The following is a 12,869-nucleotide window of genomic DNA, read 5'->3' on the forward strand; positions in this document are numbered from 1 at the left end:
TGCGGCGGGAGATTGCGGCGGGAGGCTCAGGCGTTCGGCTGGGCGACGCCGATCACCCGGCCGCCGCGGCCGGCCTGGATGATCACCACCGTCTTCAGGCCGTCGTCGGAGGCCGCGGGGACCTTGAACGCCGCCGGCCGGCCACGCCAGGAGCCCAGGCGGGCGATCTCGCGGACCACGTTCTTGTGCACGATGGTCTGGCCGCGGTTGTCGCCGGTCTTGACAGCGACGTCCTGCTGGCGCGGGTCATAGCGGACCAGCCACACCTCGGCGCCGCCCTTGGGCGCGCGGCCGGAGCCGACGTCGACCCGGCGCGCGCCCACGAAATGGATGTCCGGCGGATTGTGCGGCGCCTTGGCCGCGTCGCGGACCAGGCGCTCGACGCGGTCGGTCTTCAGGCCGGCGACCTCGCCGCGCCCGTCGACCACCACCTGCGGCGTATAGGGCTCGCGCAGGGAGAGCCGGGCCTCATAGGCCTTCTGCCGCTCGGCGAACTCCGGCTTGGCGAAGGTGTCGGACCAGCCGAGGTAGTCCCAGTAGTCCACCGGAAAGGTCAGGGCGAGCACGCCCGGGCGCTCGGCCAGCTTGGCCACATAAGCGTTGGCCTCGCCGCAGGAGGCGCACCCCTGGGCGGTGTAGAGCTCCACCACCACGGGCGGCTTGGCGGCCGCGGCGGCAGGCAGGGCGAGCAGGATCAGGCTGAAAACCGCGGCTTTCCGCATCGCTGCGCACTTAATCGAAGTTCGGTCCGGTTGGGCTTTCACTAAGGCGTGAGGATCGGCGGGCGGCGGTTGCATGCGCAAGCCGCCTGCCGAGCCGTCCCTAGGCCGCTTGCCGCGCGAGGTTGCGCAGCACGTAGTTCAGGATGCCGCCGTTCTTGAAGTACTCGAGCTCGGTCGGCGTATCGATCCGGCAACGCACCGGGAAGCGGGCGATCCGGCCGTCGCTGGGACGGTACATCTCGACGATCAGCTGCTTGCGGGGCGCGAGCTCCGTCAGGCCGCGGATGGTGACGATCTCCTCGCCGGTGAGGCCGAGCTTGTGCCAGCCTTCCTGCAGGAACTGCAGCGGCAGCACGCCCATGCCCACCAGGTTCGAGCGGTGGATGCGCTCGAAGCTCTCGGCGACCACGGCACGAACGCCCAGCAGCTTGGTGCCCTTGGCCGCCCAGTCGCGCGACGAGCCGGTGCCGTATTCCTTGCCCGCGAACACGACCAGCGGCCGGCCCTCGGACTGGTAGCGCATGGCCGCGTCGTAGATCGACATCTGGTCGCCGGAGGGGAAGTGCTTGGTCACCCCGCCTTCGATGTCCGGCGTGATGCGGTTGCGGATCCGGATGTTGGCGAAGGTGCCGCGCATCATGATCTCGTGGTTGCCGCGGCGCGCGCCGTAGGAGTTGTACTCCGAGGTCGGCACCTGGTGGTCACGCAGGTAGACGCCGGCCGGGGACGAGGCCTTGATCGAGCCGGCGGGCGAGATGTGGTCGGTGGTGATCGAGTCGCCGAACACGGCGAGGACGCGGGCCTCGACGATGTCGGTGACCGGCTTCGGCTCCATGGTCATGCCCTCGAAGTAGGGCGGGTTCTGCACGTAGGTGGAGCCGGTGTCCCAGGCGTAGGTCTGGCCGCCGGAGACCTTGATCCCCTGCCAGGCCTTGTCGCCCTTGAAGACGTCGGCGTAGCGGGTGGCGAACATCTTGTTGGTGACGTGCTTGCGCTGCAGCGCCGCCACTTCGGCCGAGGTCGGCCAGATGTCCTTCAGGTAGACCGGCTTGCCGTCCTTGCCTTCGCCGAGCGGCTCGGTGGCGAGGTCGATCTGCATCGAGCCGGCCAGCGCGTAAGCCACCACCAGCGGCGGCGAGGCCAGGTAGTTGGCGCGCACGTCGGGGTTCACCCGGCCTTCGAAGTTGCGGTTGCCGGAGAGCACGGAGACGGCCACCAGGTCGCCCTTCTGCACCGCCTCGGAGATCGGCTCCGGCAGCGGGCCGGAGTTGCCGATGCAGGTGGTGCAGCCATAGCCCACCAGGTTGAAGCCCAGCGCGTCCAGGTGCTTGGTCAGGCCGGCCGCCTTCAGGTAGTCGGTGACCACCTGGCTGCCGGGGGCGAGCGAGGTCTTCACCCAGGGCTTCACCTTCAGGCCCTTTTCGATCGCCTTCTTGGCGACCAGCCCGGCGGCGATCAGCACGCTCGGGTTGGAGGTGTTGGTGCAGGAGGTGATCGCCGCGATCACCACGTCGCCGTGGCCGACGTCGAAGTTCTCGCCTTCGACCTTGACCCGCACGGCCGCGTCGTCGGGCTTGCCGAAGTCGTTGGCCAGGGCCGCCTTGAACTCGGAAGCCGCGCTGGTGAGCACCACCCGGTCCTGCGGGCGCTTGGGGCCGGCCAGCGACGGCAGCACGCCGGCGAGGTCGAGCTCCAGGGTGTCGGTGAACACCGGATCGGGGTCGCTCGGCTCGCGCCAGATGCCCTGTTCCTTGGCGTAGGCTTCCACCAGGGCGATCCGCTCCGGCGTGCGGCCGGTGGCGGTGAGGTAGTCGATGGTGGAGCGGGTGACCGGGAAGAAGCCGCAGGTGGCGCCGTATTCCGGGGCCATGTTGGCGATCGTCGCCTGGTCTTCCAGGGTCAGGTTGGCGAGGCCCGGGCCGTAGAACTCCACGAACTTGCCGACCACGCCCTTCTTGCGCAGCATCTGGGTGACGGTGAGCACCAGGTCGGTGGCGGTCGCGCCCTCGGGAAGGGCGTTCTCGACGCGGAAGCCAATGACTTCCGGGATCAGCATCGGGATCGGCTGGCCGAGCATGGCCGCCTCGGCCTCGATGCCGCCCACGCCCCAGCCCAGCACCGCCAGGCCGTTGACCATGGTGGTATGGCTGTCGGTGCCGACCACGGTGTCGGGATAGGCCACGGTCTGGCCTTCGTCGTCATTGGTCCAGACGGTCTGGGCCAGGTATTCCAGGTTCACCTGGTGACAGATGCCGGTGCCGGGCGGCACGACGCGGAAGTTGTTGAAGGCCGAGGAGCCCCAGCGCAGGAAGCGGTAACGCTCCATGTTGCGCTCGTACTCGCGCTCGACGTTCTCGCCGAAGGCCTTGGAGGTGCCGAAGTAGTCGACCATCACCGAGTGGTCGATGACCAGGTCCACCGGGTTCAGCGGGTTGATCTTCTCCGGATTGGCGCCGAGGCTGGTCATGGCGTCGCGCATGGCGGCCAGGTCGACCACCGCCGGCACGCCGGTGAAGTCCTGCATCAGCACGCGCGCCGGGCGGAAGCTGATCTCGTGTTCGACGGCGCCCTTGTTCTCGACCCAGGCGGCGATGGCCTTCAGGTCGTCGAGCCCGACCGACTGGCCGTCCTCGTTGCGCAGCAGGTTCTCCAGCAGCACCTTCATGGAGATCGGCAGGCGCGACACGCCTGAAAGTCCGGCTTCCTCGGCGGCGCGAAGGCTGTAGTAAGCGTAGGTCTTGTCGCCCACCACGAGTTCGCGGCGGGTTTTCAGGCTGTCGACAGACGCCATCAGGGGGATCCTTTCTCTGTTCCCGGCCACATCACGTCCACCACGGGAATCGCGCGCTTTTAGAGGCGGACACACAGCGTCCGTCCCCGCGCGGCGTACGTCCCCCGAGGCGACGGCGGCCGCGCGCTACATAGACCCGCGAGTCCGGCGCGTCCATGCAGCCGCAGGGTCAAGCTGCGCGCCAAGCGGAGCCGGGGCGTGATCCAGGCGCTGGAGATCAGGGAGATCGCGGTGCGGCGCGGCGGCCGGCTGCTGTTCTGCGACCTGTCTCTGCGGCTGGAGGCCGGCGAGGCCTGCGCCCTCACCGGGCCGAACGGCGCGGGCAAGACCAGCCTGCTGCGCGCGGTCGCCGGCCTGGTCCGCACCGAGGCCGGCGAGGTGGCGTTCGGCGACGTCGATCCGGCCGAGGCGCGCGGCGCGGGCCTGCACTTCGCCGGCCACCAGGACGGGCTGAAGCCGGCGCGGACCGCGCGCGAGGAGCTCGACTTCTGGGCGCGCTGGAGCGGCGGGACCGCGGCCTCGGCGCGGGGCGCGGCCGAGGCGCTCGAACTGGGCGGCCTGCTCGACCTGGAGGTTCGCCGGCTGTCGGCCGGCCAGCGGCGGCGCCTGGCCCTGGCCCGGCTGCTGGCCGCCCCGCGACCGTTGTGGCTGCTCGACGAGCCGCTCAGCCCGCTGGACGCCGGCTGGCGGCAAAGGTTCGCGGCGATCATGCAGACCCACCTGGCGGGCGGCGGCCTGATCCTGGCCGCCGTGCACGACCCGCTGCCGGTCGCCACCCGCACCCTGGAACTGGCGTGAGCCGGCTCTCCGCCCTGCTCGGCCGCGAGGCGGCGCTGGCCTGGGGCCGCGGCGGCGGGCCGCTGGTCAGCGTCGGCTTCTACGCCGGCGTCGCCACCCTGATGCCGCTGGCGCTGGGCCCGGAGCCGCAGCGGCTGGCCGCCGTCGCCGCCGGCATCGCCTGGGTGGCGCTGGCGCTGGCCTCGCTGCTGTCGCTGGATCGGCTGTTCGAGCGCGACTACGAGGACGGGGCGCTGGACCTGCTGGCGCTCTCCGCCGTGCCGCTGGAGCTCACCTGCGCGGTCAAGTGCTTCGGGCAGTGGATGGCCACCGGCGCGCCGCTGGCGATCGCCGCGCCGCTGGCCGCCATCGCGCTGGGCGCCCGGCCCGACCTCGCGCCGATGATCTTCGCCTGCGCCCTGGTGGGGGGGCTGGCCTTCGCCTTCGTCGGCGGCATCGGCGCAGCGCTCAGCCTCGGCGCGCGGCGCGGCGGCCTGCTGACGGCGGTGATCGTCCTGCCGCTGTTCGTGCCGCCGGTGATCTTCGGCGGCGGCGCCCTCGACGCCCTGGCCGGCGGCCTGCCGTGGACCGCCGGCTTCGTCCTGCTCTGCGCCTACGCCGCGGCCGCCGTCGCCCTCGGCCCGCTGGCCATGGCCGCCGCCTGCCGCAACGCGCTTTCCTGACCAATTTGTAATCGACGGAACCGCGGCGGCCGGGCGTGGAAGCTCCCGGGACGACCACTCTCAAGGACTCTTCGATGAAACTGACTTCCATGGCGCTGGCCGGCGCGCTCGTCTTCGCCTCCGCCGGGGCCAGCCTCGCCCAGCCGCCGGCCGCTCCCGCCGCCGACGCCCGCGGCCACGCCGAGGGCCGCCACGGGCAGCGCCCCGATCCGGCGCAGATGGCCGAGCGCCGGGCTCAACGCCTCCGCGACGCGCTGCAGCTGCGCCCCGACCAGGAGCCGGCGCTGCGGGCCCTGGTCGCCGCCAGCGCCCGCCCGCCGGGCGAGCACGAGCGGCGCGGCGGAGAACGCGGCGAGGCCCGCGCCCTCACCACTCCGGAACGGCTGGACCGCATGCAGGCCCGGCTGGCGGAGCACGACGCCCGCTTCCGCCAGCGCGCTGAGGCCACCAAGCGCTTCTACGCCCAGCTCAGCCCCACCCAGCAGCGGGCCTTCGACACCCTGCACGAAGGTCGTGGTGAGCATGGCGGGCATGGCATGCGCGGCGGCAAGGGCCACGGCGACGGCTGAGGTCACAAAGCTGGCCGGGAGGCGCCTGTTCGCGGGCGCCTCCCGAGGCGGCGGGGCGCCGGGCCGGCTTGCGACGCGGCCCTCCGGGGGCTAAGCCGCGAGGCATGATCCCGGCGCCCGCCTTCCTCGCCAATCCCGAGCGGTTCATGGCGTTCTCGCGCTGGGCGGCGCCGCTGTTCGGCGTGATCGCGGTGGCCCTGGCGCTCGCCGGCCTGTGGCTCGGCTTCACCGCGCCGGAGGACTACCAGCAGGGCGACACCGTGCGGATCATGTTCATCCACATCCCGGCCGCCTGGATGAGCATGTTCGTCTACATCTGCCTGGGCGTCGCCAGCCTGCTGGCGCTGGTGTTCCGCCACGTGCTGGCCGACGCCGCGGCCCAGGCCGCCGCCCCGCTGGGCGCCGGCTTCACCTTCCTGGCCCTGGCCACCGGCTCGCTCTGGGGCCGCCCGATGTGGGGGACCTGGTGGGTGTGGGACGCCCGGCTCACCTCGGTGCTGGTGCTGTTCCTGTTCTACGTCGCCTACATCGCGCTGCGCGCCTCGCTCGACGACGAGGCCAAGGCCGCGCGGGCCTCGGCGATCCTGGCCCTGGTCGGGCTGGTCAACCTGCCGATCGTCCACTGGAGCGTGAACTGGTGGAACACCCTGCACCAGGGCGCCTCGGTGTTCCGGGCCGGCGGCTCCGCGCTCGCGCCGGTCTACCTGTGGCCGGTGCTGCTGATGGTGCTCGCCTACATGGCGGCCTTCGGGTCGCTGTGGCTGGTGCGGATCCGCGGCGAGGTCTGGCGCCGCCGGGCCGAGGCCGCCGCCCTGCGCGCGGCCCGGGCCTAGAAGGAAAACCATGCTCGATCTCGACGCCGGCAAGTACGCAGCCTTCGTCTGGCCGGCCTACGCCATCACCGCTGCGGTGTTCGTCCTGCTGATCGTCGGCGCCCTGGCCCATGCCCGCCGCTGGCGCCGCCGCGCCGAGGAGCTCGCCCGCAAATGAGCCGCTGGCTGGCCGCCCTGCCGCTGATCGTCATGCTGGCGCTGGGGGCCCTGTTCGGCCTCTACGCCCTGCACCGCAACCCGCAGGTCCAGCCGCAGGCGCTGGTCGGTAAGCCGATGCCCGACCTCACCCTGCCCGACCTCGACAGCGGCCGGCCGGTGCGGCTGCGCGAGCTGACCGCCGAGGGCCCGGTGCTGGTCAACTTCTTCGCCTCCTGGTGCGCCCCCTGCGAGCAGGAGCAGCCGGTGCTGGTGGCCATGCGGGCCCGCAAGGTCCGGATCGTCGGCGTCGCCTACAAGGACGCGCCGCAGAACACCCAGGCCTTCCTGACCCGGTTGGGCGACCCCTTCGCCCGGCGGCTGGTGGACCGCGACGGCCGGGCGGGCGTGGAGTTCGGGGTCACCGGCGTGCCCGAGACCTATCTGGTGGGCCGCGACGGCATGATCCTGGCCAAGCACACCGGCCCGCTCAACGAAACCGAGGCCGCGAAGCTCGCCGCCCGAGCCCGTTAACGCCTCGTTGAGCCGCGTCGGAACATGGTAACCGCAGCGTTAACCATGATCCGAGCCCAGCCGTGACGACCATCCGCCCGACCGGCCTGCCCCCCGTCCAGCCTGCGGTCCAGCCGCAGCGCTCCGAGGCGGCGCGCCTGGAGGCGCAGAAGGCCTTCTTCCAGCTGGCCACCGGCAAGGCCCAGGCGCCGGTCGCCGCGGCGCCGACGGCCCTTGCGACAGCGCCGGTGCGCGCCGCCGCGCCGGCCCCGCGGATCGCCGCGCCGTCGGCCGAACCGCCGGCCAGAATCCTGCGTCCAGGGTCGCTGCTCGACATCCGCATCTGAGGCCAATCCCGCGGCCCCGCGGCTAAGCTTTTGAGAAATTAACCTTTCTTTACCCGGAACAGCTCGCCCGCCGCGCGAGTTGGAGCGGCATGAACGGACGGGAACAACAGATCTACGAGGAAGTCTCCGCCCTGTGGCGCGAGCTTTACGGCGAGCCCCCGCCGATCCGCGCGGACGGCGGGATGATGCTCGACATCATCATGCGGAGCCTGCCGGACGTCGGCTACGAGCGTTTGCGCTCGCCGCACCTCAGAACCTCGGCGATGGCCTTTCCGACCCGGTCGGCCGACGAAGGCCCGCGGGCCTAGGCGGCCTTCTTCGGCTTCTTCTTTTTCTTCGATTCGAGCTTCGCCGCCTTGGCGGGTTTGGCCGGCTTGGTGTGTTTGCCGGCAGGCTCCGCCGGCGGCTGGGCGGCCGCGGCGTCGGCGGCCCGGATCAGGTCCTTGAGCAGCCCGACGAAAGTCTCGCGGCGGCCGCCGCCGGAGATCAGCTTCAGCAGACGGGCGTCGGCCGCGGCCATCTTCGGCCGCGCCGCCTCCAGCACCTCTCGGCCCTGGTCGGTGAGCCGGACCGCGTTGGCGCGGGCGTCGACGTCGGAACGCCGCCGCTCGAGCAGGCCCTTGGCGATCATCCGCGCGGCCATGTCGGCCAGCGTCGAGCGGTCGATGCCGGTGATCCGCACGAGGTCGGTCTGGGTGGAGTCTTCATGGTCCGCCGTCGCGGCCAGCACCGCGTACTGACGCTGGGTGATCGCCCCGGGACCGAATTCCTCGGCGTAGATGTCCAGGGCGAGCTGCAGGGTGCGATGCAGCAGGTGGCTCGGCGAACGCTCGAGGGCGACGACGCCGCCCTTGGTTCCGGACTTGCCCTTGGCCATCGGCTCCGCGTCCCCACCAGCCTCTATCCGCAAGCGAGGCTACAGGGATTTTACGTCGGTTTGACGACGGAAGGTCCGTGGGCGGACCTCAGGGACGGTCGCCGCGGCCGGCCTCGGAGTCGGGCTGAGGTCCGTCCTCGGGCGGCGCGTGCTTCATCATCAGCGGCGCCTGCAGCATCGTGAAGACGAAGATGATCGCCACCGTGCCGGGGAACTTGAACAGCGCCCAGGTCATGGTGCTCTGGGTGCGCCACACCGCCTCGTTGGCGATGGCCAGGGCGAAGAAGAACAGGGTGTAGCGCAGGGTCAGGGTGCGGACCACCGGATCGGGCAGGTGGAAGGCGTCGCCCATCAGCACCCGGAGCGGGTTCTTGCCGCGCAGCAGGCCGGTCAGCAGGAACAGGCCGAACGCGGTGTAGAGGATGGTCGGCTTGATCTTGATGAAGCGCTCGTCGTGCAGGAACAGCGTCAGCCCGCCGAAGATCAGCGCCAGGACCCCGGTCACCAGCGCCATGGGCGCCAGCCGGCGCTCGAAGATCAGCCCGGCGAGGATGGCGGCGGCCGCGCCGCCCACCAGGCCCCAGGTGGCGGTCACCGCGCTGCGGGTGATGGCCAGCGTCACCAGGAAGGCGGCGAGCCCCGCGTAGTCGACGAAGTAGCGGACGTAGCGCCGGTTCTGCTCGCTCATCGCACCGGCTCCTCGAGGCCCACCAGGGAACGGGCGAAGGCCCGGGCGTTGAACGGTTGCAGGTCCTCGATCCCCTCGCCGACGCCGATCAGCTTGATCGGGCTGTCGGAGGCCTGGGCCACCGGCACCAGCACCCCGCCGCGGGCGGTGCCGTCGAGCTTGGTCATGACGATGCCGGAGACGCCGATCTGGTTGCCGAAGATGTTCTCCTGGGCGAGTGCGTTGCGGCCCACGGTGGCGTCCAGCACCAGCAGGGTCTCGTGCGGCGCGTCGGGGTCGAGCTTCTTCACCACCCGGATGATCTTGTGCAGCTCGTCCATCAGGCCCTGCTTGTTCTGCAACCGCCCGGCGGTGTCGATCAGCACCACGTCGTAGCCTTCGCGCCTGGCCCGCTCCAGGGCGTCGAAGGCCAGGCCCGCGGCGTCGGAGCCGGTGGGGCGGGACATGAAGTCGGCCTTGGCGCGGTCGGCCCAGACCTTCAGCTGCTCGACCGCCGCGGCGCGGAAGGTGTCCCCGGCGGCGATCAGCACCTTGGCGCCCCGGCCGGTCAGGTCGGCGGCGATCTTGCCGAGGGTGGTGGTCTTGCCGGAGCCGTTCACACCGATGAACAGCACGACGTAGGGCCGGGGACCGGAGAGCGGGGCGAAGTCGCCTTCCCGCGCCGACAGCTCGTCGCCGATCGCCTCGGCGAGCGCTTCCTTGATCTCCTGCTCGTCCACCGCCTTGCCGAACTTCTCCTGGCCGAAGCGTTCGGTGATGCGGGCGGCGGAGTGCGGGCCGAGGTCGGCCTCGATCAGCATCTCCTCGAGCTCGTCGAGCTTGGCCTGGTCGAGCGGCGCCTTGGCGACGAAGGCGCTGGTGATCTGCTCGCCCATCTGCTTGGACGAGCGCGACAGTCCTTGCGTGAGGCGCTGCAACCAGCCGCGTTTGGGTTCGGTCATGGCCGCGGGTTCTAGCCGGGAGCTTGCGCGGCGTCACGTGCGCTCGCAGGGTGCGGCGCCAAGGGAGGGGGCGAATGGATCGGCTGGCGGCGACGCTTACGGTGCTCGACTACGCCGCGGTGGCGGTGTTCGGCGCGTCCGGCGCCCTGGCCGCGGCGCGGCGCAAGCACGACATCGTCACCTTCGGCTTCTTCGCCGCGGTCACCGGCGTCGGCGGCGGGACGCTGCGGGACCTCTTGATCGGCGCGCCGGTGTTCTGGGTCGGGCGGCCGGCCTATGTGGTGGTCTGCCTGGCCGCGGCGGTGGCGGTCTGGGTGTTCGGCTGGGGCCGCGGGCGCGAGCGCTTTCTGATCTGGTCCGACGCCCTGGGCATGGCCGCCTATGCGGTGGTCGGCGCCCTGAAGGCGGTGTCGCTCGGGGTCCCGGCCTTCTCCGCCATCGTCATGGGCGTGCTGACCGCCTGTTTCGGCGGCATCATCCGCGACGTGCTGGCCGACGAGCCGTCGGTGCTGCTGCGCCGGGAGCTCTATGTGACCGCGGCGCTCGTGGGAGCCAGCGTCTTCGTGCTGCTGGGCCAGCTTGGCGTCGGCATCCTGCCGGCCGGCCTCGCCGGCTTCGCCCTGGCCTTCGCGACCCGCGCCGGGGCCATCCTGTTCAACTGGACCCTGCCCGGCTTCCCCGGCCGCGCCCCGCCGGAAGAGGCCTCCTAGCTCTCATCGATGTCATCCCGGAAAGTCGCGCCAGCGGCTTGTCCGGGACCCATGCACACCGGATCGCTCCGGATGGGCCTGGACCATCAGTGTTCATGGGTCCCGGTCTTCCGCTGCGCGGAAACCGGGATGACGGGATTTGGTTAGTGCGCCGCTGACGCCTATTCCGCCGCCTGCAGCACGGCCGTGTGCGCCAGGACGCGGCGGCCGTCGTGGCCGGTGACCTGCAGCGCCACGACGCCGCCGACCGGGGCCTCGCCGGCGAAGGCGATCTCGGTGAAGTCCTCGGCGCGGGCGACGCCCGGCCGCTCCACCAGCCCCATCAGGGTGCGGCCGACCTGGCGCTCCAGGTGGCGGACGAGGGCCGCCTCGCCGGCCGCCCGCAGCCGCGCGGCGCGTTCCTTCACCACCGGCCGCGGCAGCTGCGGCATGCGCGCGGCGGGCGTGCCCGGCCGCGGGCTGAACGGGAAGACGTGCAGGAAGGCGAGGCCCGCCGCTTCCACCAGCGCCACGGTGTTCTCGAACATCGCGTCGGTCTCGGTGGGGAAGCCGGCGATCAGGTCGGCGCCGAAGGCGGTGTCGGGGCGCACGGCGCGCACCTCGCGCACCAGCCGCAGGGCGTCGGCGCGGCTGTGGCGGCGCTTCATGCGCTTGAGGATCATGTCGTCGCCGGCCTGCAGCGACAGGTGCAGGTAGGGCATCAGCCGCGGCTCTTCGGCCAGGCAGCGCATCAGGTCGGGGTCGATCTCCGCGGCGTCGATGGAGGACAGCCGCAGGCGCGGCAGCTCGGGGACCAGCTTGAGGATCCGCGCCACCAGCTGGCCAAGCGAGGGCTGACCCGGCAGGTCCGCGCCCCAGCTGGTGACGTCGACCCCGGTCAGCACCACTTCGAGATAGCCCTGGGCCGCCAGCCGGCGCACCTGCTCGACCACCTCGCCGGCGGCGGCGGAGCGCGAGTTGCCGCGCCCATAGGGGATGACGCAGAAGGTGCAGCGGTGGTCGCAGCCGTTCTGCACCTCCACATAGGCCCGCGCCCGGTCCTTCAGCCCGTCGATCAGGTGCCCGGCGGTTTCCCGCACGCTCATGATGTCGTTGACCCGCACCCGGACGGGCTCGGCCCCAGGTTCGAGGGATACCGGAGCGTAGGATCCAGCCTGGCTCTTCTCGGCGTTGCCCAGCACCAGGTCGACCTCGGCCATGCCGGCGAAGGCGGCGGGGTCGATCTGGGCGGCGCAGCCGGTGACGATCAGCCTTGCGCCCGGCCGCTCGCGTCGCGCCTTGCGGATCGCCTGGCGGGCTTGGCGCACCGCCTCGCCGGTGACCGCGCAGGTGTTGAACACCACCGCATCGGAGAGGCCGTCCTCGGCGGCGCGCTTGCGGATGACCTCGCTCTCGTAGGCGTTCAGCCGACAGCCGAAGGTAACGATGTCGACCGAGTCGGTCACGGCAGCTCGCCTGCGAAATCCACGGCGGCGGGGCCGGTCATGATCACGTGGTCGTCGTCGCGCCATTCGACGAACAGCTCGCCGCCGTCCAGCACCAGCGTCGCGGCGCGGTCGGTGAGGTGGCGGCGAGCGGCGGCGACCAGGGCCGCGCAGGCGCCGGTGCCGCAGGCCTTGGTCAGGCCCGCGCCGCGTTCCCACACCCGCAGCCGGATGCGGTCGCGGTCCAGGATCTCGGCGAAGCCGACGTTGACGTGCTCGGGGAACAGCGGATGGCGCTCGACCACCGGCCCGGCCTGGGCGATCGGCGCGGCGTCGATCTCCGGCACGAAGAAGACCACGTGCGGATTGCCCATGGAGACGCAGCCCGGCGGGGCCATCAGCGAGGAATGCTCGTAGAGGACGACGCCCAGCTCGCGGGTGTCCTGCGCCTCGGCCAGGGGGATCTCCTGCCAGTCGAGCCCGGGCTTGCCCATGTCGACGCTGACCAGCCGTTCGCCGGCGCGGGTGGCGATCAGCCGCCCGGCCTTGGTCTCGATCACCACCTCATCGGCGTCGGTGGCCTGCATCAGCAGCCAGCCGACGCAGCGGCTGCCGTTGCCGCAGGCGGAGACCTCCTCGCCGTCGGCGTTCCAGAACCGCACGCGGGCGTCGACGCCCTCGCCGGGCTCGATGGCGATCAGCTGGTCGCAGCCGATCCCCGTCGTGCGATCGGCGATCGCGCGGACCTCTTCGGCGGTGGGCGCGAAGGGAGCGGAGCGGGCCTCGACCACGACGAAGTCGTTGCCGAGCCCGTTCATCTTGAGAAACGGACGGCTCATGGGCGCGGACATATAGGCGA

At 71.7% G+C, this 12,869-nt stretch carries 16 protein-coding genes; 9 read left to right on the plus strand and 7 right to left on the minus strand.

Features of this window, described 5'->3' with window-relative positions:
- Positions 1–26 precede the first annotated feature (26 nt).
- Both DJ021_RS05470 and acnA read right to left on the minus strand, forming a co-directional pair.
- The gene (locus tag DJ021_RS05470; protein ID WP_111456583.1) at positions 27–722 is read right to left on the minus strand and encodes a DUF1223 domain-containing protein; all 696 of its coding nucleotides are present in this window, start codon (positions 720–722) and stop codon (positions 27–29) included.
- 100 nt (positions 723–822) lie between these two features.
- Complete coding sequence (acnA, locus tag DJ021_RS05475; RefSeq protein WP_111456584.1) at positions 823–3,513, minus strand: aconitate hydratase AcnA; 2,691 nt, start codon at positions 3,511–3,513, stop codon at positions 823–825.
- Between the two features lie 198 nt (positions 3,514–3,711).
- Between acnA and ccmA the strand changes: the two genes are divergently transcribed.
- From ccmA to DJ021_RS05510, 8 genes are all read left to right on the plus strand, one after another.
- Positions 3,712–4,311: a heme ABC exporter ATP-binding protein CcmA gene (gene ccmA / locus DJ021_RS05480; RefSeq protein WP_111456585.1), complete on the plus strand. Its 600-nt coding sequence runs from the start codon at positions 3,712–3,714 to the stop codon at positions 4,309–4,311.
- A complete protein-coding gene (ccmB, locus tag DJ021_RS05485; protein ID WP_111456586.1) occupies positions 4,308–4,973 on the plus strand; it encodes a heme exporter protein CcmB in 666 nt (221 codons plus the stop codon). The genes ccmA and ccmB overlap by 4 nt, the downstream gene beginning before the upstream one ends.
- Positions 4,974–5,047: 74 nt before the next feature.
- Positions 5,048–5,542 (plus strand): Spy/CpxP family protein refolding chaperone, encoded by a 495-nt coding sequence (locus DJ021_RS05490; protein ID WP_111456587.1) that lies wholly within the window; start codon positions 5,048–5,050, stop codon positions 5,540–5,542.
- A 104-nt stretch (positions 5,543–5,646) separates the two neighbouring features.
- Positions 5,647–6,375 (plus strand): heme ABC transporter permease CcmC, encoded by a 729-nt coding sequence (ccmC, locus tag DJ021_RS05495; protein ID WP_111456588.1) that lies wholly within the window; start codon positions 5,647–5,649, stop codon positions 6,373–6,375.
- A 10-nt stretch (positions 6,376–6,385) separates the two neighbouring features.
- Positions 6,386–6,532 carry a heme exporter protein CcmD gene (gene ccmD, locus DJ021_RS05500; protein ID WP_111456589.1) on the plus strand — a complete coding sequence of 49 codons (147 nt, stop codon included), beginning with the start codon at positions 6,386–6,388 and terminating at the stop codon, positions 6,530–6,532.
- A complete protein-coding gene (locus tag DJ021_RS05505; RefSeq protein WP_111456590.1) occupies positions 6,529–7,044 on the plus strand; it encodes a DsbE family thiol:disulfide interchange protein in 516 nt (171 codons plus the stop codon). Before ccmD ends, DJ021_RS05505 begins: the two co-directional genes overlap by 4 nt.
- 62 nt (positions 7,045–7,106) lie before the next feature.
- Positions 7,107–7,370 carry a hypothetical protein gene (locus DJ021_RS18650; protein ID WP_133254950.1) on the plus strand — a complete coding sequence of 88 codons (264 nt, stop codon included), beginning with the start codon at positions 7,107–7,109 and terminating at the stop codon, positions 7,368–7,370.
- A gap of 89 nt (positions 7,371–7,459) precedes the next feature.
- Positions 7,460–7,678: a hypothetical protein gene (locus DJ021_RS05510; protein ID WP_111456591.1), complete on the plus strand. Its 219-nt coding sequence runs from the start codon at positions 7,460–7,462 to the stop codon at positions 7,676–7,678.
- Here the strand turns inward: DJ021_RS05510 and DJ021_RS05515 are convergent.
- The 3 genes from DJ021_RS05515 to ftsY form a co-directional block, all read right to left on the minus strand.
- Positions 7,675–8,247 (minus strand): MarR family winged helix-turn-helix transcriptional regulator, encoded by a 573-nt coding sequence (locus DJ021_RS05515; protein WP_111456592.1) that lies wholly within the window; start codon positions 8,245–8,247, stop codon positions 7,675–7,677. The genes DJ021_RS05510 and DJ021_RS05515 overlap by 4 nt on opposite strands.
- Before the next feature lie 88 nt (positions 8,248–8,335).
- Positions 8,336–8,935 carry an inner membrane-spanning protein YciB gene (locus DJ021_RS05520; protein WP_111456593.1) on the minus strand — a complete coding sequence of 200 codons (600 nt, stop codon included), beginning with the start codon at positions 8,933–8,935 and terminating at the stop codon, positions 8,336–8,338.
- Positions 8,932–9,876, minus strand: a complete 945-nt coding sequence (gene ftsY / locus DJ021_RS05525; protein ID WP_111456594.1) for a signal recognition particle-docking protein FtsY — start codon at positions 9,874–9,876, stop codon at positions 8,932–8,934. Before ftsY ends, DJ021_RS05520 begins: the two co-directional genes overlap by 4 nt.
- Before the next feature lie 74 nt (positions 9,877–9,950).
- Between ftsY and DJ021_RS05530 the strand changes: the two genes are divergently transcribed.
- The gene (locus DJ021_RS05530) at positions 9,951–10,586 is read left to right on the plus strand and encodes a trimeric intracellular cation channel family protein (RefSeq protein WP_111456595.1); all 636 of its coding nucleotides are present in this window, start codon (positions 9,951–9,953) and stop codon (positions 10,584–10,586) included.
- A gap of 161 nt (positions 10,587–10,747) precedes the next feature.
- Here DJ021_RS05530 and mtaB read toward each other — a convergent pair whose 3' ends face one another.
- Together mtaB and dapF are read right to left on the minus strand one after the other, a co-directional pair.
- A complete protein-coding gene (gene mtaB / locus DJ021_RS05535) occupies positions 10,748–12,031 on the minus strand; it encodes a tRNA (N(6)-L-threonylcarbamoyladenosine(37)-C(2))-methylthiotransferase MtaB (RefSeq protein ID WP_424443726.1) in 1,284 nt (427 codons plus the stop codon).
- Positions 12,028–12,849, minus strand: coding sequence for a diaminopimelate epimerase (gene dapF / locus DJ021_RS05540; protein WP_165837123.1), 822 nt, complete (start codon positions 12,847–12,849; stop codon positions 12,028–12,030). The genes mtaB and dapF overlap by 4 nt, the downstream gene beginning before the upstream one ends.
- Positions 12,850–12,869: the final 20 nt, after the last annotated feature.

Source organism: Phenylobacterium hankyongense, from assembly GCF_003254505.1.
GTDB classification, from domain to species: Bacteria; Pseudomonadota; Alphaproteobacteria; order Caulobacterales; family Caulobacteraceae; genus Phenylobacterium; species Phenylobacterium hankyongense.

Excerpts from the sequence above, each read along its gene's own strand:
- DJ021_RS05470 (WP_111456583.1), bottom strand. The coding sequence starts at position 722 with ATGCGGAAAGCCGCGGTTTTCAGCCTGATCCTGCTCGCCCTGCCTGCC.
- acnA (WP_111456584.1), bottom strand. The coding sequence starts at position 3,513 with ATGGCGTCTGTCGACAGCCTGAAAACCCGCCGCGAACTCGTGGTGGGC.
- DJ021_RS05490 (WP_111456587.1), top strand. The coding sequence starts at position 5,048 with ATGAAACTGACTTCCATGGCGCTGGCCGGCGCGCTCGTCTTCGCCTCC.
- ccmC (WP_111456588.1), top strand. The coding sequence starts at position 5,647 with ATGATCCCGGCGCCCGCCTTCCTCGCCAATCCCGAGCGGTTCATGGCG.
- ccmD (WP_111456589.1), top strand. The coding sequence starts at position 6,386 with ATGCTCGATCTCGACGCCGGCAAGTACGCAGCCTTCGTCTGGCCGGCC.
- DJ021_RS05505 (WP_111456590.1), top strand. The coding sequence starts at position 6,529 with ATGAGCCGCTGGCTGGCCGCCCTGCCGCTGATCGTCATGCTGGCGCTG.
- DJ021_RS05510 (WP_111456591.1), top strand. The coding sequence starts at position 7,460 with ATGAACGGACGGGAACAACAGATCTACGAGGAAGTCTCCGCCCTGTGG.
- DJ021_RS05515 (WP_111456592.1), bottom strand. The coding sequence starts at position 8,247 with ATGGCCAAGGGCAAGTCCGGAACCAAGGGCGGCGTCGTCGCCCTCGAG.
- DJ021_RS05520 (WP_111456593.1), bottom strand. The coding sequence starts at position 8,935 with ATGAGCGAGCAGAACCGGCGCTACGTCCGCTACTTCGTCGACTACGCG.
- ftsY (WP_111456594.1), bottom strand. The coding sequence starts at position 9,876 with ATGACCGAACCCAAACGCGGCTGGTTGCAGCGCCTCACGCAAGGACTG.
- DJ021_RS05530 (WP_111456595.1), top strand. The coding sequence starts at position 9,951 with ATGGATCGGCTGGCGGCGACGCTTACGGTGCTCGACTACGCCGCGGTG.
- dapF (WP_165837123.1), bottom strand. The coding sequence starts at position 12,849 with ATGAGCCGTCCGTTTCTCAAGATGAACGGGCTCGGCAACGACTTCGTC.